This is a genomic window from Pseudomonas sp. NUPR-002, assembly GCF_056322725.1.
The window spans coordinates 74,050-96,698 of record NZ_CM150476.1 but is presented as its reverse complement, the minus strand read 5'-3'; the positions used below and the strand labels follow the sequence as shown (position 1 = coordinate 96,698).

21 protein-coding genes are annotated in these 22,649 nt (G+C 59.9%); 9 read left to right on the top strand and 12 right to left on the bottom strand.

Features of this window, described 5'->3' with window-relative positions; all coding sequences use genetic code 11:
* Positions 1-188: 188 nt before the first annotated feature.
* From gltP to ACVWSC_RS00445, 3 genes are all read right to left on the bottom strand, one after another.
* Complete coding sequence (gene gltP, locus ACVWSC_RS00455) at positions 189-1,520, bottom strand: glutamate/aspartate:proton symporter GltP (protein ID WP_442111232.1); 1,332 nt, start codon at positions 1,518-1,520, stop codon at positions 189-191.
* 764 nt (positions 1,521-2,284) lie between these two features.
* Positions 2,285-2,449: a DUF1328 domain-containing protein gene (locus ACVWSC_RS00450; protein ID WP_197875236.1), complete on the bottom strand. Its 165-nt coding sequence runs from the start codon at positions 2,447-2,449 to the stop codon at positions 2,285-2,287.
* Positions 2,450-2,492: 43 nt separating this feature from the next.
* Positions 2,493-2,765: a hypothetical protein gene (locus tag ACVWSC_RS00445; protein ID WP_442111230.1), complete on the bottom strand. Its 273-nt coding sequence runs from the start codon at positions 2,763-2,765 to the stop codon at positions 2,493-2,495.
* Between the two features lie 356 nt (positions 2,766-3,121).
* Between ACVWSC_RS00445 and algB the strand changes: the two genes are divergently transcribed.
* The gene (gene algB, locus ACVWSC_RS00440; protein WP_442111228.1) at positions 3,122-4,468 is read left to right on the top strand and encodes a sigma-54-dependent response regulator transcription factor AlgB; all 1,347 of its coding nucleotides are present in this window, start codon (positions 3,122-3,124) and stop codon (positions 4,466-4,468) included.
* Positions 4,465-6,255, top strand: a complete 1,791-nt coding sequence (locus tag ACVWSC_RS00435) for a KinB sensor domain-containing domain (RefSeq protein WP_442111226.1) — start codon at positions 4,465-4,467, stop codon at positions 6,253-6,255. The genes algB and ACVWSC_RS00435 overlap by 4 nt, the downstream gene beginning before the upstream one ends.
* Position 6,256: 1 nt before the next feature.
* On the opposite strand, the gene ACVWSC_RS00430 is transcribed toward ACVWSC_RS00435, so the two are convergent.
* From ACVWSC_RS00430 to ACVWSC_RS00400, 7 genes are all read right to left on the bottom strand, one after another.
* Positions 6,257-7,876, bottom strand: a complete 1,620-nt coding sequence (locus ACVWSC_RS00430; protein ID WP_442111225.1) for an EAL domain-containing protein — start codon at positions 7,874-7,876, stop codon at positions 6,257-6,259.
* Between the two features lie 78 nt (positions 7,877-7,954).
* Positions 7,955-8,728, bottom strand: a complete 774-nt coding sequence (locus ACVWSC_RS00425) for an N-acetylmuramoyl-L-alanine amidase (RefSeq protein ID WP_442111223.1) — start codon at positions 8,726-8,728, stop codon at positions 7,955-7,957.
* A gap of 61 nt (positions 8,729-8,789) precedes the next feature.
* Positions 8,790-10,769 (bottom strand): GGDEF domain-containing protein, encoded by a 1,980-nt coding sequence (locus ACVWSC_RS00420; RefSeq protein ID WP_442111221.1) that lies wholly within the window; start codon positions 10,767-10,769, stop codon positions 8,790-8,792.
* A gap of 28 nt (positions 10,770-10,797) precedes the next feature.
* Positions 10,798-11,652 carry an endonuclease/exonuclease/phosphatase family protein gene (locus tag ACVWSC_RS00415; protein ID WP_442111219.1) on the bottom strand — a complete coding sequence of 285 codons (855 nt, stop codon included), beginning with the start codon at positions 11,650-11,652 and terminating at the stop codon, positions 10,798-10,800.
* Between the two features lie 12 nt (positions 11,653-11,664).
* On the bottom strand, positions 11,665-12,294 hold the full coding sequence (gene dsbA, locus ACVWSC_RS00410; RefSeq protein WP_442111217.1) for a thiol:disulfide interchange protein DsbA: 630 nt from the start codon (positions 12,292-12,294) through the stop codon (positions 11,665-11,667).
* 167 nt (positions 12,295-12,461) lie between these two features.
* Positions 12,462-13,079 (bottom strand): c-type cytochrome, encoded by a 618-nt coding sequence (locus ACVWSC_RS00405; RefSeq protein ID WP_442111215.1) that lies wholly within the window; start codon positions 13,077-13,079, stop codon positions 12,462-12,464.
* A 33-nt stretch (positions 13,080-13,112) separates the two neighbouring features.
* Positions 13,113-13,415, bottom strand: a complete 303-nt coding sequence (locus ACVWSC_RS00400) for a c-type cytochrome (RefSeq protein WP_442111213.1) — start codon at positions 13,413-13,415, stop codon at positions 13,113-13,115.
* Positions 13,416-13,607: 192 nt separating this feature from the next.
* Here ACVWSC_RS00400 and yihA point away from each other — a divergent pair, with 192 nt between their 5' ends.
* Complete coding sequence (yihA, locus tag ACVWSC_RS00395; protein WP_133213423.1) at positions 13,608-14,240, top strand: ribosome biogenesis GTP-binding protein YihA/YsxC; 633 nt, start codon at positions 13,608-13,610, stop codon at positions 14,238-14,240.
* 301 nt (positions 14,241-14,541) lie between these two features.
* Here the strand turns inward: yihA and polA are convergent, their stop codons facing one another.
* Positions 14,542-17,304 (bottom strand): DNA polymerase I, encoded by a 2,763-nt coding sequence (gene polA, locus ACVWSC_RS00390; protein ID WP_442111211.1) that lies wholly within the window; start codon positions 17,302-17,304, stop codon positions 14,542-14,544.
* Between the two features lie 74 nt (positions 17,305-17,378).
* Between polA and ACVWSC_RS00385 the strand changes: the two genes are divergently transcribed.
* Together ACVWSC_RS00385 and ACVWSC_RS00380 are read left to right on the top strand one after the other, a co-directional pair.
* A complete protein-coding gene (locus tag ACVWSC_RS00385) occupies positions 17,379-17,669 on the top strand; it encodes a DUF2782 domain-containing protein (RefSeq protein WP_442111209.1) in 291 nt (96 codons plus the stop codon).
* Positions 17,670-17,733: 64 nt separating this feature from the next.
* A complete protein-coding gene (locus tag ACVWSC_RS00380) occupies positions 17,734-18,684 on the top strand; it encodes a homoserine kinase (protein ID WP_442111207.1) in 951 nt (316 codons plus the stop codon).
* A 60-nt stretch (positions 18,685-18,744) separates the two neighbouring features.
* Here ACVWSC_RS00380 and znuA read toward each other — a convergent pair whose 3' ends face one another.
* Positions 18,745-19,668, bottom strand: a complete 924-nt coding sequence (gene znuA, locus ACVWSC_RS00375) for a zinc ABC transporter substrate-binding protein ZnuA (protein ID WP_442111205.1) — start codon at positions 19,666-19,668, stop codon at positions 18,745-18,747.
* Positions 19,669-19,734: 66 nt separating this feature from the next.
* On the opposite strand from znuA, the gene zur reads away from it, so the two are divergent.
* From zur to ACVWSC_RS00355, 4 genes are all read left to right on the top strand, one after another.
* Positions 19,735-20,217, top strand: a complete 483-nt coding sequence (zur, locus tag ACVWSC_RS00370; protein ID WP_442111203.1) for a zinc uptake transcriptional repressor Zur — start codon at positions 19,735-19,737, stop codon at positions 20,215-20,217.
* Entirely contained in the window at positions 20,217-20,996 is a 780-nt protein-coding gene (znuC, locus tag ACVWSC_RS00365; protein ID WP_133213435.1) for a zinc ABC transporter ATP-binding protein ZnuC, read from the top strand. Before zur ends, znuC begins: the two co-directional genes overlap by 1 nt.
* Positions 20,989-21,771, top strand: a complete 783-nt coding sequence (gene znuB, locus ACVWSC_RS00360) for a zinc ABC transporter permease subunit ZnuB (protein WP_442111200.1) — start codon at positions 20,989-20,991, stop codon at positions 21,769-21,771. Before znuC ends, znuB begins: the two co-directional genes overlap by 8 nt.
* Before the next feature lie 131 nt (positions 21,772-21,902).
* Positions 21,903-22,616, top strand: a complete 714-nt coding sequence (locus ACVWSC_RS00355) for a PA5502 family lipoprotein (protein ID WP_442111198.1) — start codon at positions 21,903-21,905, stop codon at positions 22,614-22,616.
* Positions 22,617-22,649 lie beyond the last annotated feature (33 nt).

Sequence of the window (22,649 nt, the reverse complement as noted above, 5' to 3'; positions counted from 1 at the left end):
GTTCCCCCACACAGTTGCGACGAATGATAGCGGCAGCCGCCAACCAATGCACCGCCGGAGGTGGGTTGGAGCGGGCTTGCCCCGCGATGCGGTGTGCCTGGCAGATCGCTATCGCGGGGCAAGCCCGCTCCTACCAGAACGAAAAAGCCCCGACAGGGTCGGGGCTCTTCGTTCAGCCAAGCTGCAACTTAGTGGTTGGCAGTCTTGCCAGCCGGGGCAGCTTCTTTGCTGCGCCAGTGCGGCAGCGAGTTCCAGTAGCGCTGGCCTTTGGCGTCGTCGTACATGCCTTCCCAGCGTGCGATAACCAGCACGGCTAGGGCGTTACCGATAACGTTCAGGGCAGTACGGGCCATGTCCATGATGCGGTCGACACCGGCGATGAAGGCCAGGCCTTCCAGCGGGATACCAACGCTGCCCAGGGTAGCCAGCAACACCACGAAGGACACGCCCGGCACGCCGGCGATACCTTTGGAGGTCACCATCAAGGTCAGCACCAGCAGCAGCTGTTGGCTGATCGACAAATCGATACCGTACAACTGGGCGATGAAGATGGCCGCGATGCTCTGGTACAGGGTCGAACCGTCAAGGTTGAACGAGTAGCCGGTCGGTACCACGAAGCTGCAGATCGCTTTCGGCGCACCGTAGGCTTCCATCTTCTCGATAACACGCGGCAGTACGGTTTCCGAGCTGGCGGTGGAGTAAGCCAGAACCAGCTCGTCCTTGAAGATGCGCATGATCTTCAGGATCGAGAAACCAAACAAGCGAGCAATCAGACCCAGCACCATGAAGCCGAAGAAGGCGATGGCGAAGTACACCAGCAGCACCAGCTTGGCCAATGGCAGCAGCGAGGCGAAGCCGAAGTTGGCGACGGTCACCGCGATCAGCGCGAACACACCGATTGGCGCGTAGTTCATGATCATGTGAGTGACCTTGAACATGGCTTCGGAGACGCCCTGGAAGGTTTTCACCAACGGATCGCGAATGTCTGCCTGCAGGCTCGACAAGCCCAGGCCGAACAGTACCGAGAAGAAGATGATCGGCAGCATTTCGCCACGCATCAGCGCTGCGAAGATGTTCGACGGGATCAGGTTGAGGATGGTTTCGATAAACGCATGCTCATGCTGAACCTCAGCGGCGGTAGCTTGGTACTTGGAAATATCGACAGTGCCCAAGGTGCTCATGTCGATACCGGCACCCGGGTGGAACAGGTTGGCCAGAACCAGACCCACCACGATGGCGATGGTGGTCACCACCTCAAAGTAGATGATGGTCTTCAGGCCGATACTGCCCAGTTTTTTCGCATCGCCAACTCCGGCGATACCCACGATCAGCGACGAAATCACGATCGGGATGACGATCATCTTGATCAGGCGAATGAAGATGTCACCGGCAGGTTGCAGGACGTTACTGATCCACCATGCCTTTTCTGCACTGAAATGATTCAGTAAAGCGCCGATTGCAATCCCCAATACCAGACCGATGAGGATCTGCCAGGCGAGGCTTAGCTTTGCCTTCTTCATATCATTACCTTTTCTTCAAGTGGCCACGGGCACTTGGCTAAAAACCGCGATCCAGAGCTGTTAACAGCGGTATCTGGTCGTTGAAGGCTATTGCCAGGCGACTCCGTAGAAGGTCACCGCAAGCGAGCGTTTGAACGCTCAGGCCAGCGAAAAAAGGCGCAACTATTCCCACGAGAAGGGGGGGCGTCTAATGCCGTAAGCGACTACCCTATGCCGAATCGGCATGATCTTTTCAGGTCAAAACGAGCGTCCCAGAGGGTTGCTCAAGGGGCGTTCGGAATTCCGACGATGGCCAAAGCGCCACAATCCGGCAGATTTAGACGTATCCAGCTGAGTGTGAAAGGGTGTTGTTCGACAATCCGAATGCGTGAAATCACCTCGGATCGAGCACCTTGGCGGGGTGAAAAAATATCGATGTACGGTCGCATGGAAATATGCGTGTACGCCGTTGGCGGGAACAATCAAAAAAATCGATAGGGAGCGAAGAATTGCTAAAGCGTTACGGAAGCCAGTTCGAACAGTCCCTTCAACAGGGAGCTGCCAGACCTGAAACTTCCGTGACCGCTTCACCCGACCCGGCCCTCATCGGAGGCACTCCTTGTACCCCTAGGCCCCTCCGATCCTGCAACAATCAGAGCAGCCCGGCCCCCTGGTCATGTGCCGGCCTTCCTCAGGCGGGCACAACATAGAAGCCTGAAATGAAAAAAGGTTCAGCTTCTATATATGTACATGGGTGTCCAGTCGCACCCAGTACCTGTTCACGTTCAGCCTCTGCCGCGACGACCGAAGAAGAAGGACGCCACGAACAGCACCAGGAAGATGATGAAAAGGATCTTCGCGATACCGGTAGCTGCGCCGGCAATACCACCGAAGCCCAGCACAGCGGCAATGATCGCAATAATCAGAAAGGTGATAGCCCAACTTAACATGGTGATTCTCCTTACCGTTCTTGGAAGAAACCTTCTACTGGCCTCAGAACACCCAGCGTTGCTGCGCGGTGGTGACCTCATCAGACGTGCTGCTGACCGCTGCAGGCCGCGACTGCATCACCGCCCTGGGAGCCGAGTGGGATGCCTTGCCCAGCAGGGCCGCGCGCTCAGATACCTCTCGAACCGCCTGAGTGTGCTGCCAGTTGTGGAAGAGCTGACCGGCAATGAGCGTCAGCAGCAAGGCCAGGCTAAGGATCAGTCCCTGGCGCAGCTGAAGTGGGGAAACCTGCGCAAGGGTGGCGGGGTGCCTGATCATGCTGAATTCCTCCTGCCGCATTCATTGGTGTCTGCAGGGGATGTTGCACTGTGCATGCCAGACTTTCGCAAAAATAAATAACTAACAAAATCAAAGAGATAACGACGAGCATGCGTGCTTGCAGTACGTATCCTGCACGATGCCTGCTGTAGGGTCGTGCGATTTGCATGACACGCTCATCCCGACCGCCGTACAGCAAAGGCCTTTTAAAGGCGCCGATCGCAGCCTTTTGCCGGGTTAGATATGTCGTAGGCCAACGGCTACCATGCAGAGAATGCAATAAATCAGAAAAAAGCATGCAACTTGCCCGATTTCTCCGGCACTAATAGAGAACATTCTTAAAAGGAGCGTAGGAAATGGAGTCAACCCAGGAACATCAAGGCCGTATCCTGTTGGTCGACGACGAATCAGCCATCCTGCGCACCTTCCGTTACTGCCTGGAAGATGAAGGCTACAGCGTAGCGACTGCCAACAGTGCCGCTCAGGCCGAAACCCTGCTGCAGCGTCAGGTCTTCGACTTGTGTTTCCTCGACCTGCGCCTGGGTGAAGACAACGGCCTGGATGTGCTGGCGCAGATGCGCATTCAAGCGCCGTGGATGCGCATCGTCATCGTTACCGCTCACTCGGCCGTCGATACGGCAGTTGATGCGATTCAGGCGGGGGCCGCCGACTATCTGGTGAAACCCTGCAGTCCCGACCAACTGCGCCTGGCAGCAGCCAAACAGCTGGAAATACGCCAACTCTCTGCCCGCCTGGAAGCACTGGAAGGCGAAGTAAAAAAACCCAAGGACGGCCTGGACTCGCACAGCCCGGCGATGATGGCGGTGCTGGAAACTGCACGCCAGGTGGCCAGCACCGATGCCAATATCCTGATCCTCGGCGAGTCGGGCACTGGTAAGGGTGAACTGGCCAGGGCCATTCACGGTTGGAGCAAGCGCGCGCGCAAGGCCTGCGTCACCATCAACTGCCCCTCGCTTACCGCCGAACTCATGGAAAGCGAACTGTTCGGCCATAGCCGCGGTGCCTTTACCGGCGCCAGTGAAAGCACCTTGGGCCGAGTCAACCAGGCCGATGGCGGCACGTTGTTCCTCGACGAGATCGGCGATTTCCCCCTGACACTTCAGCCCAAGTTACTGCGCTTTATCCAGGATAAAGAGTACGAGCGGGTCGGTGACCCAGTAACGCGACTGGCCGATGTTCGCATTCTGGCCGCCACCAACCTCATCCTTGAAGACATGGTCCGCGACGGACGCTTCCGTGAAGACTTGCTGTATCGCCTGAATGTCATCACCTTGCACCTGCCACCCCTGCGTGAGCGCAGCGAAGACATCCAGACCCTAGCCGACCGCTTCCTGGCCCGCTTCGTCAAAGAATATGCGCGGCCTGCCCGTGGTTTCAGCGACGAGGCAAAAGCCGCTTTGCTCAATTACCGCTGGCCGGGGAACATTCGTGAACTACGCAACGTGGTGGAGCGCGCCAGCATTATCTGCCCTCAGGAGCGCGTTGAACTCAGCCACCTGGGCATGGGTGAACAGGCCACCACCAATGCTCCGCGCATCGGTGCAGCACTGAGCCTTGATGAACTGGAGCGCGCCCACATCGAAGCGGTGCTGGCCACCAGTGAGACCCTCGACCAGGCAGCGAAAACACTGGGCATCGATGCCTCCACCCTGTATCGCAAACGCAAGCAGTACAACCTATGAAATGGGCGATGATGAAGCTGCGTACGCGGCTTTTTCTCAGTATTTCGGCGCTGATCACCGTCGCCTTGCTGGGTTTATTGCTGGGGTTGGTCAGCGTGCTGCAGATGGCCAGCTCGCAGCAGGCGCTGATCCGGGAGAATACGGCAACCCTGGACCTTGGCCTGAAACTACGGCAAAACCTCGGCGAGCAACTGACACTGATGCTTACCGAATCGGTGGACCGAAACGCGATCGCGCGTCTGCAGACCCAGTTCCAGCACCTGCTCAACGAAGGTATCCAACAGGAACAGCGTGGTGATGCCGGGAAAAACTTTGCCGACACCAACAATCACTTCCAACGCTACCTGCAGGCATTCCAGAACACGGCAGTGCCAGCTCAAGGCCTGGGCAGCGAACAACCACTGGGCAAAGCCTTCGGCTTGCTGCGCAACGATCTGCTCGACGCCCATAAACGCGCAGTTGATCACATCAACCACAGTGAGCAGGTCACCTACGATCGGGCGTTGTTGATTTCCAGCTTGCTTGGCCTGGTGGGCTTGAGCGTGCTGATCCTTGGTTTTGTCACTGCCCATGGCATTGCCCGCCGCTTTGGTCAGCCGATCGAAGCACTGGCTAAAGCAGCCGATCAAATAGGTCAGGGTGATTTCAAAGTCACCTTACCGGTGTCCCAGTCCATTGAGATGAACCAGCTGACCCGGCGCTTTGGCTTGATGGCCGAAGCCCTGAGCAAACATCAGGCAACCAACATCGACGAACTGCTTGCCGGCAAGCAGCGCCTGCAAGCCGTGCTCGACAGCATCGATGATGGCCTGCTGATAATCGACCACCAGGGCCACCTGGAGCACATCAACCCTGTTGCCCAACGGCAACTGAGCTGGAATGACAGCCACCTGGGCAAGGGCCTGGGTGAAGCGCTGCAACGGCCGGAGCTGGATGAGCAACTGCGCCTGGTGCTGCGCGGCGCCAACCTTGAGCGGGTACCGGACGACCTGAGCTTTGATGTTGAAGAGGAACCTCGCCTGCTGGCCTACAGGCTGACCCCGGTGTGTCATCCCGACGGGCAGATTCTCGGTGCGGTCATGGTACTGCGCGACGTCACCGAACAGCGTGCGTTCGAGCGGGTGCGCAGTGAGTTTGTCCTGCGTGCTTCCCATGAATTGCGCACGCCGGTAACCGGCATGCACATGGCCTTCGGACTGCTACGCGAGCGCCTGAGCTTCCCCCCACAAGGGCGAGAGGCTGACCTGCTCGAAACCATCGGCGAAGAGATGCAACGCCTGACCCAATTGATCAACGACCTGCTGAACTTCTCCCGCTACCAGAGCGGCCAGCAAAAACTCGAGCTGATGCCCTGTGCGATCGATGAATTACTCGCCAGGGCCTGTGAACGTTTTGCCGGCCCAGCGGGTGACAAGCAGATCGAGCTACAGGTGGAGCTGGCAGCGCCACTACCGCATATCCAGGCCGACAGCGTGCAACTGGACCGCGTCATGGACAACCTGCTGGACAATGCCGTGCGCCACACTCCGGTGGCCGGCAGCATTCGCCTGCATGCCAGACGTCATGCCGAGCGGGTGATCATAAGTATTGAAGACAGCGGCGAAGGCATTGCTTACAGCCAACAGGGGCGGATCTTCGAACCGTTCGTGCAGGTCGGGCGCAAGAAGGGCGGCGCGGGATTGGGCTTGGCGCTGTGCAAGGAAATCGTGCAACTACATGGCGGGCGCATGGGCGTTTACTCTCGTCCAGGCCAAGGCACCCAGTTCTACATGGCCCTACCTGTCTGAATCAGGCTTCATCATCGATCCGTCGTGAGACGGTACGCCGACCACGGGTAACCAGCTCGACGAATTGGCGAGCACTCAGCGGATGGGCAAAAAGCCAACCCTGGCCGTAATTCACCCCTTCGCTGTTAAGCAGCATGGCCTGGTCCTCGTACTCGACACCTTCGGCAATCACCCGCAGCTGCAGGGCGTGGGCCATACGGATGATATGCGGTGCCACACCGCTGCTGGCGGCATCGTGCCCCAGCGCGTCGATGAAGGCCTTGTCGATTTTCAGGCAGTCCACAGGCAGGGTTTGCAGGTAGGCCAGGCTGCAATAACCGGTGCCGAAGTCATCGATCAACACTTGGTGGCCTACTTCGCGCAGCGCTTGCAGGTTGTCGCGGGCAACCACCACGTCGATCAGGCCACGCTCGGTGACTTCGAATGCGATCTGACTGGCCGCGACATGGTGCAAGGCCAGTAACCGTGCCGCCACCCGGCCAATCCTTGGAACCATCACATCACAGGCCGCCAGGTTGACCGAGATATAAAGGTGCTTGTTGGAGCGCAGCAACTGCCCCAACTGTTCAAGCACACGCTGCAGAACAAAATCGGTGATCTGGCGGATCTGGCCGGTATTTTCCGCCAACGGAATAAACAGATCCGGGCTAGTCAGGGTGCCATCAGGCCGACGCCAGCGTACCAAGGCTTCAGCCCCCACACAGCGGCGACTGTTGAGCTCAAAAATTGGCTGGTACAGCACCTGCAATTCCCCACGGCGTAACGCCCCCTGCAACTCGGAACTCATCGAGCGGCGCTGACGCACCAATTGCAACACCAACCAACCGATGCACCATGCCAGTACCAGGCTGCCGGGAAACAACAACCAGAGCACGCCATTCATCTTCAACGGCAGGCTGGCGCGCGGGGCGATCAATACCAATTGGTAGTCGGGCGACTTGGTCGGCATGCGGTAAATCAACTGGTCGGGCAATTCGAGCAGGGCGTCCATGGATTTCGGTGGCCAATTGGCCGAAGGCGGCCAGGCCTGCGGCGGCCCCAGCACCGGCACTGCACGCTCACCGTTGTCCAGCACCACCAGCAAACTGCCGTCCGGGGGCAAGTCGACCACATCGGTCAAATGGCCGCGAGAGGTCGCTACCAGGAATTTGCCGCGGCCCAGCATCAGCGCGGCAATGTTGTCATCCGGTTCGCTGGTGGTATTGAGCCAGTAACTGTACGTCGGTCCCTGGATATCCGGGGCCCGTAACGGATTGATAGTGCGCTCGCCAATGCGGTTGGAGCAGGCAACCGTGCCATCCACATAGGCAGCCTCATAGACGAAGCGGTATCTGAAGCCAATCTGCTGCAGGATGTTCAGCATCGCCCCATCACAGCCGCGCAACGGCTGAGCCTGAAGCTCATCAACGCCCTCACGCAACTGCCCGAAAATCTGCTCCAGACGCTCGAGAAAGCGCTCGCCCTTGGCGTTCATCTGCTCGCTTTCACTTTGCTGCATCTGGTGCATCGCGACACCGATGCTGGCAACCAGCAACAGCACTGCGCTGGCCGCAGCCGCAAGTGTGGCCAGTAACCAGGGGCGATACAGCAAGTGGCGCAGCACGGAGAGGGCAGCTGACATCAAGAAGCATCCAGTTGAATACCAAGAGGTATAGCAACTGCCGGTCAAGTCAGCCTGCCCGTTTGGCGGCGCCGTGCCTTAACGGCTGTTGAGCACCTGCAGCATGGCTGCAGTTTGCGCATCCGCCACGCCATCAAAACGCTGTGGACGGAAGCGCATCTGGAACGCGGCCAGCACATGTTTGGTGCTGACGTCGTAGACCCCAGTCTGCTCAATGGCATAACCGAAGCGCTTCAGTTGCTGCTGATACCAGGTGATGCTCGGCGGATTGACGTTGAAGCGCGCCTGCTGCTGCGCCACCGCCCGTGCATCCGGCCAGACGCCTAAACCGGCATCGGCCAGGCGCTTCCAGGGGAACAGTGGGCCCGGGTCGAGCTTGCGCGAGGGGGCAATGTCGCTGTGCCCGATGATGTAGCGAGGCTGGATGTTATTACGTTTGACGATGTCCTTGAGCAAAGCAATCAATGCTTCGATCTGCGCTTCGGTGTACGGATGCCAGACCCGCCCGGTCGGGGTATCGGTAAAGCCTGGGTTGACGATCTCGATGCCAATCGAGCTGGAGTTGAGCCAGGTTCGGCCATCCCATTGGCTATCGCCGGCGTGCCAGGCGCGGCGACTTTCATCGACCAACTGATAAACGGTGGCCGGTGAATCGCCGATCAGGTAATGGCTGCTGACTTCGCCATGGGTCAGCAGCTTGAGGGAACGCTCCAGTGAGGCGTTGGTGTAGTGCAAAACGACGAACTGGATACGGCCGTCCTGGTTGACCGACGTGTGGCTGCGGTCAATCCGCAAGCCGCTGCTGCAACCTGCCAGGGTTAGCAGCAGGAGCGCAGTGAGTATGGCTTTCATGAAAAAGGGCACATGTGATGACTTGTAATGCAATAGCATAACGTATCCTCGCGGGCGCCACTCAGCCCTGTTCTACTCTATTTCTACCGAGATGTTTCGCCCGATACAGTGCTTCATCAGCACGCTTGAGTACGACCTCACTACGCTCACCACTGCGAAACGCACTGATCCCAATCGACAGGGTAATCGTCACCCGCTCACCTTTGAAGTGGAACGGACACGCCTCGATGGCTGCGCGCAGACTTTCCGCTAACTGGCAGCCCGCGGCCATGGCCGTCTGCGGGATCAACAAGACAAACTCTTCACCGCCAAAACGGGCAATGAAATCACGGCTGCGCAGGCGTTTGCGCAGCACGCTGGCAACAATCTTCAGTACTTTGTCGCCCGCCTGGTGCCCGTAGCTGTCATTGATACGCTTGAAATGATCAAGGTCGAGTATCGCCATCAGCAGATGGCCACCGTTTTCTTGCCACTCCAACACTTCCTGATCCACGCGCTCAGACCAGGCAGCCCGGTTCGGTAAACCGGTGAGGGGGTCGATCAGGGCTTTTTGCCGCTGCTCCTCCAGATGCTCGCGATAGCCCATGGCCTCCTGTTCCATGCTGGCGACGCGCTCGGCCAGGCCCTGCAGGCGGTTTGCCATGTCTTGTTCGCGCTGGTCACGTTTGTGCTGATGCTCGTCCATGGTACCGAGCAAACCTTCGAGGCGGTTTTCCAGGATGTGCTTGAGGCTATCCAGATCAGCTGCGCCCTGCACGCTGCTTTGCAGGCCATCGACCTGCTCACGCAGCTGGTTGTCCAGATCACGAGCCGCCGATGTATTGTCGGCATGGCCTTCACTGGCTTCGTGCAAGTGGCTCTGAAACGACTCCAGGCGCTCGTTGAGTTGCTGCAGGTAAGCCTCGAACTCGTGCTGGCCGCTGTCGTTGATCGCCAACATCAACACCGCCAGGTCATCCAGCACCGGCAACAGCTCATACCAGTTCAGGCCATGCTCCAGACGTGCACGCAGGGACTCGGCCTGGGCCTTGTAGCGCTCAGGTAAGGTCAGGTCATCCAGCAGGCCCAGCAAGGTCTCCTCAATGTGCGCGGCGACCGAACTGTAGGTGGGTTCAGTACCGTCGGGCAGGGCGTAGTGAGGATCTTCTGCCAGTGTTTGCGCGACTTCAGTCTCGACGGGCTCTGATTCGTCCTGCACTTGCTCCAGTTGCTCGGCTTCGGGCTGGTCGATGGGTGCTGGCGCTTGTGCTTCAAGCACAGGCGCTGGATCGTCGAGAACGCCGACCTCAGGCACCGGCTCTTCAGGCATTTCCTGCGCAACCGCTACTTGCTCTACGGCTTGAGCAACGTCCTCAGCGCTGGCCTCCAGCGGCTGCAGTTCGTCAACATCGCCCGGTGTTTGCGCTTGAGGCGCTTCAGCTTCACGGACCTGCGGCACCGCTACAGGCGCCTCAAAGGCCTCGGACGCAATCGCTCCTGCCCCGGCCATGGCGGGTTGTAGCGCTTGCGCCTCGGCTTCACGATTACCGAACAGGCGCTGCAAAAAGCCGGGACGCTGGGCTTCTTCAGGGCGTTCAAGCGCCGACAGTGCCTGCCCCTGCAGGGTGCTCAGTTCCCCCAGCAGCAAAGGTACTTCGCGTGATTGGCTGGCGCGGGCCTCAACCTGCTTGGCGAACTTCTTCAGAGGCCGGCTGACGTCACTGGGCAGGGGCAGGGTTTGCAACTGGCTGACCAGTGCATTCAACGCCGTGCTGACCTGGCCAATCCGGGTTTCCCGGCGCTGCTCGGAGTCGAGAACAGCCTTTTCCAGGCGCGGGATCAGCCCTGCCAGGGCGGCGTCCATGTTGTCGGTGCGGATGACTTCACGCATCTCCTTCATGCACTGATCCACCGCCCGGTCACTGCCTTCGGCAGCCAGGGTGCTACGCACCAGACCACGGCGCAGCAAGTCGAGGCGGGCATCCCAACGGCGCTCGAGCTTCTCTTGCTGTTCGATACTCTTGAGGTACTTTTCTTTCCAGCGCTGGGCTTCGTCGGTCATGCCTGGGTCCGCAGAGGGGTGATGGCAATTAGCTCAAAGCGGGCAGCGTATCCACAGCGAGGGCATCAGGCAAACGAATCTCAACCGCGACCGGAAGATGATCGGAAATGGGTTGCGCCAACACCTCGACCCGCTCCAGGGTCAGGCTTGGGCTGAGCAAAATATGATCAAGGCAGCGCTGCGGGCGCCAACTCGGGAAGGTCGCTTGCACTTGCGGCGCAACCAGCCCCAGATCACGCAGGGGAGAGTGTTCCAACAGGTCGTTGGCATGGGTGTTCATGTCGCCCATCAACACCTGATGACGATAACCGCCAATCAGCTCGCGGATGTAGGCCAACTGCCGGACACGGGTCTTGGCACCCAGTGCCAGGTGCATCATGACCACCACCAGGGCGTCTTCACCCTCGCCGAAACGCACCAGGATTGCCCCGCGTCCAGCTGGGCCGGGCAGGGGATGGTCTTCGATCAATTGAGGTTTGAGCCGGCTAAGCACGCCGTTGCTGTGCTGGGCTAGACGCCCGAGGTTGCGATTGAGCTGCTGGTACCAATAAGGAAAGGCACCGAGTTGCGCCAGATGCTCGACCTGATTGATGTAGCCGGAGCGCAGGCTGCCGCCATCGGCTTCCTGCAGGGCTACCAGGTCGAAGTCGCCAAGCAGGTCGCCGATCTTCTGCAGGTTACCGGCACGCCCTGTGTGCGGCAGCAAATGCTGCCAGCTCTTGGTCAGGTAGTGCCGGTAACGCTCAGTGTTGATCCCCACCTGGATGTTGAAACTGAGCAGGCGCAGGCGCCCATCCTCTGGCAGGCCATTAGCCTGCAGGTGATGTTCGTTGACCCGCGGATCGTGCAGGCCAACGCTTCGCTCAGCTCTCCAACGGCGCATGGTGGGCGACGCTTACTTGGCGCCGCGCTCCTTTTCGACCAGGAAGTCGGCAACATTCAGGACACCTTGCGGGCCTTGGGCGGTACCGAGGTCAAAGCGGTATTTGCCGTTGACGACCATGCTAGGAACGCCGGTGATTTCGTATTTTTTCGCCAGTTCTTTGGCTTTCTGCACCTGACCTTTGATGGCAAAGGAGTTGAAGGTGGCCAGGAACTTGTCCTTGTCGACGCCTTGGGTCGCGAGGAACTCGGCCATTTCTTCAGGGTCGGTCAGCTTTTTGCGCTGCACCTGAATGGCTTCGAACACCGCAGCATGGACCTTGTGCTCGACGCCCATGGCTTCGAGGGTCAGGAACATCTGACCATGGGCATCCCATGGACCGCCAAACATGGCAGGAACGCGTTTGAAATTGACGTCGGCAGGCAACTGCGCAGCCCAAGGATTAACCACTGGCTCGAAGCTGTAGCAGTGTGGGCAGCCATACCAGAACAGCTCAACCACTTCGATTTTGCCGGGCACCGACACCGGTACCGCGTTGCTCAGCTCGACATACTCCTTACCTGCTACAGGCTCTGCAGCCTGGGCAGTCATACCGAATACGCTGGCGGCGACCAGCGTGGCGCTGAGAATCAAATTACGCATGCTTCACTCCTGAGCAATCTATTTGGTCGCCTCGACACGACCTGCAGTAAGACAGGTCGAAGCGGGCCCGAGTTCGTTAGTGTAACGGCAGCGGGCACAAAAAAGGGCGGCCTCGGCCACCCTTTTCATCTTTGCGCTGCAGTATTAACCCAGCGTTAAAACGCGGATCAGTGCAGACCCTGGATGTAGCTGGACAGCGCTTCGATGTCCTTGTTGCTGAGCTTCGACGCGATGGTACGCATGGTGGTGGCATCGCCGTCGTTGGTGCGGTTGCCCTCGCGGAAGTCGGTCAGTTGCTTGGCAACGTATTGCGAGTGCTGGCCACTCAGGTGTGGGAAGCCGGCCAATGCGAGGCCCGCGCCGTTTGGCGAATGGCAGCCGGTGCAGGCAGGCAGGCCTTTTTCGACATCACCGCCGTTGAACAGGGCACGACCACGCTCGACCAGCTTCGGATCGGCGGCACCCACGCTGCCTTTCTGGCTGGAGAAATAAGCGGCGATGTCAGCCATGTCCTGGTCGTTGAAGTTGGCGAGCATGCCGGTCATTTCCAGCACGGTGCGCTTGCCCGACTTGATGTCGTGCAATTGTTTTTCCAGGTACTTCTCACCCTGGCCTGCAAGTTTCGGGAAGTTCGGCGCCAGGCTGTTGCCGTCCGGATTGTGACAGGCGCCACATACAGCAGTTTTGGCCTGACCAGCAGCGGCATCCCCTTTGATAGGCTCTGCGGCATTGGCTGCACCAGTGACGCCCAAGGTCAACAGCAGACTCACGAGTAGTTTGTTCATCAGCTAATCCAACTACGGCTAAGGGTGAAAGAGTTATGTATCGGGACTCCGGCTCATCCACTGGATGATCGCCTGGTAGTCCTCGGCACTGCAGTCCATGCACAATCCACGCGGCGGCATAGCCTTAAAACCCTGGGTGACATGCTTCACCAGCGTCTCCATCCCCTGCGCCAGCCGTGGCTCCCAAGCTGCCTGGTCACCTGGTTGCGGTGCCTGCGGTAGCTGTCCGGCATGGCAAGCGGCACATGCTCGCTTGTACACTGCCTGGGGATCCTGTGTAGCCTGAGCGCTGAACAACGGTATCAAGACACCTGCAGCAAGCAGCCATTTCGTCATACGAACGACCTTTCAGGGTTGGGGGTTGCACTGCGTTCTACTGCGCAAGCTTGAATCAACCGCCCTCGTGCACATCCTCCTACGCCGGGATAATGCGCACACAAAAACTGGGGCATTATATACTCCCGTTACTGAAACGGAAACGACACCGCTTGCCGAGACCCCCTCGCGCAACGCCCAACCGGATAAACCATGCAAGTCAAAAACCCCATCCTCGGTCTCTGCCAACAGGCCAAATTCGCCCTCAGCGCTGCCAAGGTCGACCAGTGCCCGGACGACCAGGGCTATGAAGTGGCCTTCGCTGGCCGCTCCAACGCCGGCAAGTCCAGCGCGCTGAACACCTTGACCCACGCCAGCCTGGCCCGCACCTCGAAAACCCCAGGGCGTACCCAGCTGCTGAATTTCTTCAGTCTGGACGATGAACGGCGTTTGGTCGACTTGCCAGGCTACGGTTATGCAAAAGTACCGATTCCACTCAAGCAACACTGGCAAAAACACCTTGAGGCCTACCTGGGCAGCCGTGAGTGTCTGAAGGGTTTGATCTTGATGATGGACGTGCGCCATCCGATGACCGACTTCGACAAAATGATGCTCGACTGGTCGCAGGCTGCGGGCATGCCGATGCACATCTTGCTGACAAAAGCCGACAAATTGACCTTTGGTGCGGCGAAAAACACCCTACTCAAGGTGCAGTCGGAAATCCGCAAAGGCTGGGGCGATGCGGTCACTATCCAGTTGTTCTCGGCGCCCAAGCGCCAGGGCCTGGAAGAAGCCTACGGCGTATTGGCGAACTGGATGGAACTGGCTGACAAGCCCGCAGAATAAGGGCTGCCCGGCAAACGCCGGGCAAAAAAAACCCCGGACTTCGTATGGGGAGGGGGAAGTTCGGGGTTCAAGTTCCGGACCGCTAGGGCGGGGTCCAGATATCTGCCAACACTTAACACAACATAGGAGCATCGAAGGGCTTCACCAGCCATTCAGTTACTCTGAGTCGTGGTTCACCGGTTTAGTTCCGAAGCGTTTGCAACTATTTGCGATAGCGCCGCATTTTTTTACTACCAATGCCTTTTGCGGCAAAAAAGCCGCGACGATATGCCGCAGCTTTTCCGCGCATTTAGCCGCATTTTTAGTGCGCTTCGTCCCAGTTTGCCCCTGTTCCTACCTCAACCAGCAGCGGGACATCGAGTGTTGCCGCGTTGCTCATATGCGGACGAATTTGTTCGCGAACCTGCTCAACCAGGTCTTCGCGTACCTCCAGCACCAGTTCGTCGTGTACCTGCAGGATCACCCGGGCATCGATCCCCGAGTCAGTCAGCCAGTTATCCACAGCGACCATTGCCCGTTTGATGATATCGGCTGCAGTACCCTGCATCGGCGCGTTGATCGCCGTACGTTCGGCGCCTTTACGCAAGGCGGGGTTTTTCGCGTTGATCTCCGGCAGGTACAGGCGGCGACCGAACAGGGTCTCGACAAAACCTTGCTCGGCGGCCTGCGCACGGGTGCGCTCCATGTACGCCAGAACGCCGGGATAGCGGGCGAAATAACGATCGATGTAGGCCTGTGACTGCTTACGATCAACGCCAATCTGCTTGGCCAGACCAAACGCACTCATGCCATAGATCAAGCCGAAGTTGATCGCCTTGGCACTGCGCCGCTGGTCCGTGGTGACCTCGGCCAGATCGACGCCAAATACCTCGGCAGCGGTAGCCCGGTGCACGTCCAGGTCATTGCGGAAGGCATGCAGCAAGCCCTCGTCTTTAGCCAAGTGCGCCATGATTCGCAGCTCGATCTGCGAGTAGTCCGCTGCCAGCAGTTTGTAACCTGGTGCGGCGATGAACGCCTGACGGATGCGGCGCCCTTCGGCGGTGCGGATCGGAATGTTCTGCAAGTTCGGATCGCTGGACGACAAGCGGCCAGTAGCCGCCACCGCCTGCTGGTAGGAGGTATGGATCCGCCCGGTGCGCGGGTTGATCTGCTCCGGCAAACGGTCGGTGTAGGTGCTTTTGAGCTTGCTCAGCGAGCGGTACTGCATGAGCACCTTGGGCAGCGGGAAGTCCATCTCGGCCAGTTCGGCGAGCACCGCTTCGGCGGTCGACGCCTGGCCCTTGGCGGTTTTGTTGAGCACCGGCATACCCAGCTTGTCGTACAGGATCACCCCCAACTGCTTGGGTGAGCCGAGATTGAACTCCTCACCGGCAATTTCGAACGCTTCGCGCTCCAGCTGCACCAGCTTCTCGCCCAGCTCGACACTCTGGATACCCAGCAGGTTGGCGTCGACCAGCGCGCCTTGGCGCTCGATTTTCGCCAGTACCGGCACCAGCGGCATTTCGATATCGGTGAGCACCGGCAACACGCTTGGTGTCTTCGCCAGCTTCTGCTGCAACGCCTGGTGCAGGCGCAGGGTGACATCGGCGTCTTCAGCGGCGTACGGCCCGGCCTGCTCCAGATTGATCTGGTCGAAGGTCAGCTGCTTGGCGCCTTTGCCGGCGATGTCGGTAAAACCGATGGTGGTGTGATTCAGGTACTTGAGCGCCAGGCTGTCCATGTCGTGGCGGGTGGCCGTTGAGTCGAGCACATAAGACTCAAGCATGGTGTCGTAGGCCACGCCCTGCATCTGGATGCCCTGAGTGATATCACCACCGATGGCGCAATTGGCCAGGATGTTCATGTCGTACTTGGCGTTCTGTCCGACCTTGAGCTTTTTCGGGTCTTCCAGCAGTGGCTTGAGCGCCAGCAACACGCGATCGCGGTCCAGTTGCTCAGGGGCGCCCATGTAGCTGTGGGCCAACGGCACATACGCTGCTTCATGTGCCTGCACCGCAAACGACAGCCCTACCAGCTGCGCCTGCTGCGCATCCAGGCCGGTGGTTTCGGTGTCAAAGGCGAACAGCGGCGCGTTGCGCAGTTTTTCCAACCAGACATCGAAGCGGGCCTGATCGAGGATGGTTTCGTATTTCGCCTCGACTACTTCTTCAGGCGCCTCGGCAACGATCTCCTGGCCGGCGCGCTTGGCGTCGCGTTGCACCTCGTCGATCCAGCTCTTGAATTCCATCTCGGTGTACAGCTCGAGCAGCGCCTCGCGGTCTGGCTCGCAGCACACCAGGGCATCCACTTCAACGTCCAGCGGCACATCAACTTTGATGGTCGCCAGTTCATAGGACAGGAACGCCGCGTCACGGTGTTCTTCCAGCTTGGCGGGCAGGGTTTTCGCACCGCGAATGGCTAGGCCTGGGACCTTGTCGAGGTTTTCGTAGAGGTCGCGCAGGCCGCCACCGATACCGGTGAGCAAACCCACTGCAGTTTTCTCGCCGACGCCCGGCACGCCGGGAATGTTGTCGACTTTGTCGCCCATCAAGGCGAGAAAATCGATGATGTGCTCAGGACCGACACCGAATTTCTCGTGTACGCCAGGCACATCGAGAACGCTACCGGTCATGGTGTTGACCAGCGTAATGTGGCCGTCCACCAGCTGCGCCATGTCCTTGTCACCGGTGGAGATAATCACCGGACGACCCGCTGCGGCGCTGCTGCGTGCCAAGGTACCGATCACATCGTCGGCTTCCACGCCTTCGACGCACAACAACGGGTAGCCCAAGGCACGGACACTGGCATGCAGCGGTTCGATCTGCACGCGCAGATCATCCGGCATGCTCGGTCGGTTGGCTTTGTACTCGGCGTACATTTCGTCGCGGAACGTGCCGCCTTTGGCGTCGAACACCACTGCAAACAAGCTGTCAGGGTACTGCCTGCGCAGGCTCTTGAGCATGTTCAGCACGCCTTTGACCGCACCGGTCGGCATGCCTTTGGACGTGGTCAGCGGCGGCAGCGCGTGAAAGGCGCGGTAGAGGTATGAGGAACCGTCCACCAGGACGAGGGGGGCTTGGCTCATGAGCAGAATCAACCTTTTCGACGGGCCCGGCGCTAGAATGTCCGGAACATTGACGACAAAGGGACAAGGTTATCATGCGTACACTAAATCGCCTGTTGCTGCTCAGCCTGTTTGCAGTCGCGCCGGTTGTCGCCCTGGCTGCGGATGACGCGCCATCGGCTGACCCGGAAGTAACCATTCGCACGGAAGGCGACAAAACCATTCAGGAATACCGTCAGAATGGTTTCCTGTATGCAATCAAGGTCACCCCGAAAGGCGGCAAACCTTATTTCCTGGTACGTGCTGACGGCACGGACGCGAACTTCGTTCGCTCCGACCAACCCGACATGCTGATCCCCTCGTGGAAAATCTTCGAGTGGAAGTAAGCCGTACCCTTTACATCAACCTGGCACTTCCCTGCAGAAGTGCCCGTATGGGCAATTTTTGATCATGTCAGTCTTCACCCCCCTGACCCGGCCTGAGCTGGAAACCTTTCTGGCGCCGTACGGCCTGGGCCGCCTGCGGGACTTCCAGGGCATTGCCGCTGGCACCGAGAACAGTAACTTCTTTGTCAGTCTGGAACAGGGCGAGTACGTGCTGACGCTGGTCGAGCGCGGGCCGATCCAGGACCTGCCGTTCTTCATCGAGCTGCTGGATGTGCTGCACGATGCCGATCTGCCCGTGCCGTACGCATTGCGTGGCAACGACGGTGTGGCCCTGCGGGAGCTGGCTGGCAAGCCGGCGTTGCTGCAGCCGCGGCTGCCCGGTAAGCACGTGAAGAACGTCAACAACCAGCACTGCGTACAGATCGGCGAACTGCTCGGCCACCTGCACCTGGCGACCCGTGACAAGGTGCTGGAGCGCAAGACTGACCGTGGCCTGGACTGGATGCTGGAAACCGGTGCCGAGTTGATGCCACGCCTGAGCGCGGAGCAGCGCCAGTTGCTGCAAGGTTGCCTGGACGAGATCGCTGAACATAAAGCGCAGATCATGGCCCTGCCGCGCGCCAACCTGCACGCCGACCTGTTCCGTGACAACGTGCTGTTCGAAGGCACCCACCTGACCGGCCTGATCGACTTCTACAACGCCTGCTCAGGGCCAATGCTCTACGACCTGGCGATTACCCTCAACGACTGGTGCTGTGATGACGCCGGGCAGATCGATGGCCCGCGGGCACGGGCATTCCTGGGTGCTTACGCCGCGCTGCGGCCGTTCACCTCGGCAGAGGCGCATCTGTGGCCGGTGATGCTGCGCATCGCCTGTGTGCGCTTCTGGCTGTCGCGCCTGATCGCCGCCGAGTCGTTTGCCGGGATGGACGTGTTGATTCACGATCCGGCGGATTTTGAGGTGCGCCTGGTTGCGCGTCAGCAGGTAGAAATTGCTTTGCCGTTTGCTTTGTGAGTGATCGCGGGGCAAGCCCGCTCCTACCTGTAGGAGCGGGCTTGCCCCGCGATAAAGTCCCTAAAGCTTCTCCAGACACCCCGCCAAATCATTTCCCAGCTTCTCCAGCAGTTGCTCATACCCCTGAGCACCGGCCGGCGTAGTCCCGCCCAACGCATCCAGCTCCGCCAAGGTAACCGGCAACCCTGCCGTCAGGGTCTCGGCCAGGCGCGGACGCAATGGCGGCTCACTGAACACACAAGTCTTGCCGACATCCTGCAGGCGCTTGCGCATCGCTGCTACATGCTGGGCGCCCGGCTGCACTTCGGCAGCCACACTGAACACGCCAGTGTGCTTAAGGCCATACGCCGACTCGAAATAGTCGAACGCCTCATGGAACACAAAGAACGGCTTGCCGCTAATCCCAGCCAGACGTTTCTTCAAGCGTGCATCCAGCGCATCCAAACGCTCGCCAAAGGCCTTGAGGTTGCTCTGGTAGCGTGCGGCATTGGCAGGGTCGGCAGCGCTGAGGTCAGCCGCCATTTTCGCCGCGATCACCCGGGCATTGGCCGACGATAGCCACAAATGCGCATCGAGGCTGCCGGGACGATGGTCGTGATCATGTTCGTCGGCATCATCGTCATGGTCATGGGAATGGCTGTCCTCACCGAAGTGACGCAGGTGCAGGCCAGGCAAGTCCTGAATGGCCACTGTGGGCTTGCTACGGCCCTTGAGCACTCGCGGCAGGAAACCTTCCATATCGGGTCCGATCCAGTACAGCAGCTCGACATCACCGACGCGGCGCACATCGGAAGGACGCAGGGCGTAGTGGTGCGGCGAAGCACCCGGTGGCAGCAACACTTCGGGGCTACCCACACCGTCCTGCACTGCAGCAGCGATCAGTTGCAGGGGCTTGATGCTGGTCAGGACACGCACCTCGGCCTGTGCCTGGGCCATCACCATGGTGGCGATAAAAGCGACAAAAAGGGCAAAAAATCGGGACACGATGACCACTCACAGGGGCAGGAACAGGTAACATAATAACGTCTCTAATCGGAACCGTCGCCGCTCATGCCTAAAACCCCGCTGGCCAACCGTCCCCACGATCACTCCCATTGCGTACACAGCGCCCTGGCCGAGGCCGACGTGCTGTGTGCACGCAAGGGCCTGCGCCTGACCGCCTTGCGCCGACGCGTGCTGGAGCTGGTCTGGCAGAGCCATAAGCCTCTGGGTGCCTATGACATCCTGGCCGTTTTGAGCGAGCAGGATGGTCGTCGGGCCGCGCCTCCAACCGTGTATCGGGCCCTGGACTTCCTGCTGGAGAATGGTCTGGTGCACCGCATTGCGTCGCTCAACGCGTTCATCGGCTGCAGTCACCCTGAGCATACCCACCAAGGCCAGTTCCTGATCTGCCGGGCGTGCCACGTGGCGATCGAGCTGGAACAAACCAGCATCAGCAATGCCATTGTCGCCAGTGCCAATGACGTCGGCTTCAGCGTCGAAGCGCAAACCGTCGAAGTGGTCGGCTTGTGCGGCAACTGCCGGAGCGCCTGATGAGCAATACGCTGATTCGCCTCGAACAAGTAGGCGTAACGTTCTCTGGGCAAGCGGTGCTCGACAGCATCGACCTGGCCGTCGAGCCTGGGCAAATCGTCACCCTGATCGGCCCCAACGGCGCTGGCAAAACCACCCTGGTGCGTGCCGTGCTTGGCTTGCTCAAACCGCATACCGGCAAGGTGTGGCGCAAGCCGCGCCTGCGAGTGGGCTACATGCCGCAAAAGCTGCAGGTAGACGCCACCTTGCCGCTCTCGGTACTGCGTTTTCTGCGCCTGGTGCCGGGCGTTGACCGTGCGGCGGCCCTGAGTGCGCTGAACGAAGTCGGTGCAGAGCAAGTGATCGATAGCCCGATCCAGACGATTTCCGGCGGCGAAATGCAGCGCGTGCTGCTGGCGCGGGCACTGTTGCGCGAGCCTGAGCTGCTGGTACTGGATGAGCCGGTGCAAGGCGTCGATGTGGCTGGCCAGGCCGAGCTGTACAGCCTGATCACCCGACTGCGCGACCGCCACGGTTGCGGCGTACTGATGGTCTCTCACGACCTGCACCTGGTCATGAGCACCACCGATCAGGTGGTCTGCCTGAATCGTCATGTCTGCTGTTCCGGCCATCCGGAGCAGGTCAGCGGCGATCCGGCCTTCGTCGAACTGTTCGGCAGCAATGCGCCAAGCCTGGCGATCTATCACCATCATCACGACCACGCCCATGACCTGCATGGTTCGGTGGTTGCACCCGCCCAAGGCGGGCATGTACACGGAGAACACTGCAAGCATGGCTGATTTTCTGCTTTACGCCCTGCTCGCAGGCCTGGCCCTGGCGGTGGTTGCCGGCCCTCTGGGGTCATTCGTGGTGTGGCGGCGCATGGCCTACTTCGGTGACACCCTGTCTCACGCGGCGCTGTTGGGAGTAGCCCTAGGCTTTGTGCTGGACATCAGCCCGGCGCTGGCGGTCACTGTCGGCTGTCTGTTGCTGGCGATGCTCCTGGTGACCCTGCAACAGCGCCAACCGCTGGCCTCCGACACGCTGTTGGGGATTCTTGCGCCGAGTACCCTGTCACTCGGCTTGGTGGTGCTGAGCTTCATGCACGATGTGCGCATCGACCTGATGGCCTATCTGTTCGGCGACCTACTGGCTATCAGCCCGGGCGACCTCGCCTGGATTCTCGGCGGCAGCGCCGTGGTATTGCTGTTGCTGGTCATGCTCTGGCGCCCGTTGTTGGCAGTGACGGTACATGAAGAGCTGGCGATGGTCGAAGGCCTGCCGGTAGCAGCGCTGCGCATGGCCTTGATGCTGTTGATTGCCGTGGTGATTGCCGTGGCGATGAAAATCGTCGGTGTGTTGCTGATCACCTCGCTGCTGATCATCCCGGCGGCTGCGGCGCAACGTCACGCGCGTTCGCCTGAGCAAATGGCGCTGGGTGCCAGTCTGCTGGGGGTTACGGCGGTGTGCGCAGGCCTGGCACTGTCCTGGTTCAAAGACACCCCGGCCGGTCCCTCGATCGTGGTCTGCGCCGCAGTGCTATTCTTGCTGAGCCTGGCCTTGCCGCGGCGCTGACTCACAGGGTGCAGCCCCGAGGTTGCACCCTGCGACATTTAAATCACGCCGGGCCCTGAAGATTTATTTTCGAGTCTGCGGACTGGGTGTAGACTTGCTCGCTTTTTGCGCAAACTTAGAGAGACGCAGGAATGAAGCCGTTCGCCTCCCGTTATCTGCTCCTTGCCGCGTTTTCGCTGTTCCTGGCTGCGTGCTCCAGCACCCCGACCGATAACGCCGGTACGCCTGCACAGGCCGATGCCTGGCAGCAACTGGAGCAAAGCATCGCCAGCAGCGAGCTGGCCACCGCCGAAGACCAGCTGACCGCACTGCAAGCCCAGGCGCCCAACGACCCTCGCGTCGAGCAGTACCAACGACAGTTGGCCGAAGCCTACTTGCAACGCAGCCAGATCGTGCTGCAAAAGGGTGACGTCAATGCGGCGGCTACGGCCCTGAGCCGCGCCCGCGCGCTGATGCCCAAGGCACCGGCACTGACTGGCGGGGTCAACGGCGCCATCGCCCAGGCACGCAAAGCCGAACTGGAAAAGGCCGAGGCCGCCCTCAAGGCAGCCGAAGCGCGCCCTGCGGCCAAGCTCATCGACCCGACCGCGCCGAGCACCGTCGTGGCGTTGAAAACCACGAATATTCGGGAAATGCGCCGGCAACTGGATGACATTGCCACCGACGTAGTGAATTACCAGTGCGACGTGGTGTTCCAGGTGCCGCGCAAAGATGACGCCCCGTGGCTGAAAACCCTGCTGGGCAAACGCGTGCAGAAGCTCGACAGCGAATTCGCCCTGCAGCAGTCCCACGAGATCCACCGTAATCAGCCCGCCCAGGCGGTTCTGATTCCCCGCCGTCCTTGACTGAGCGGGTGCTCGAACGAGCACCCGCCTGCT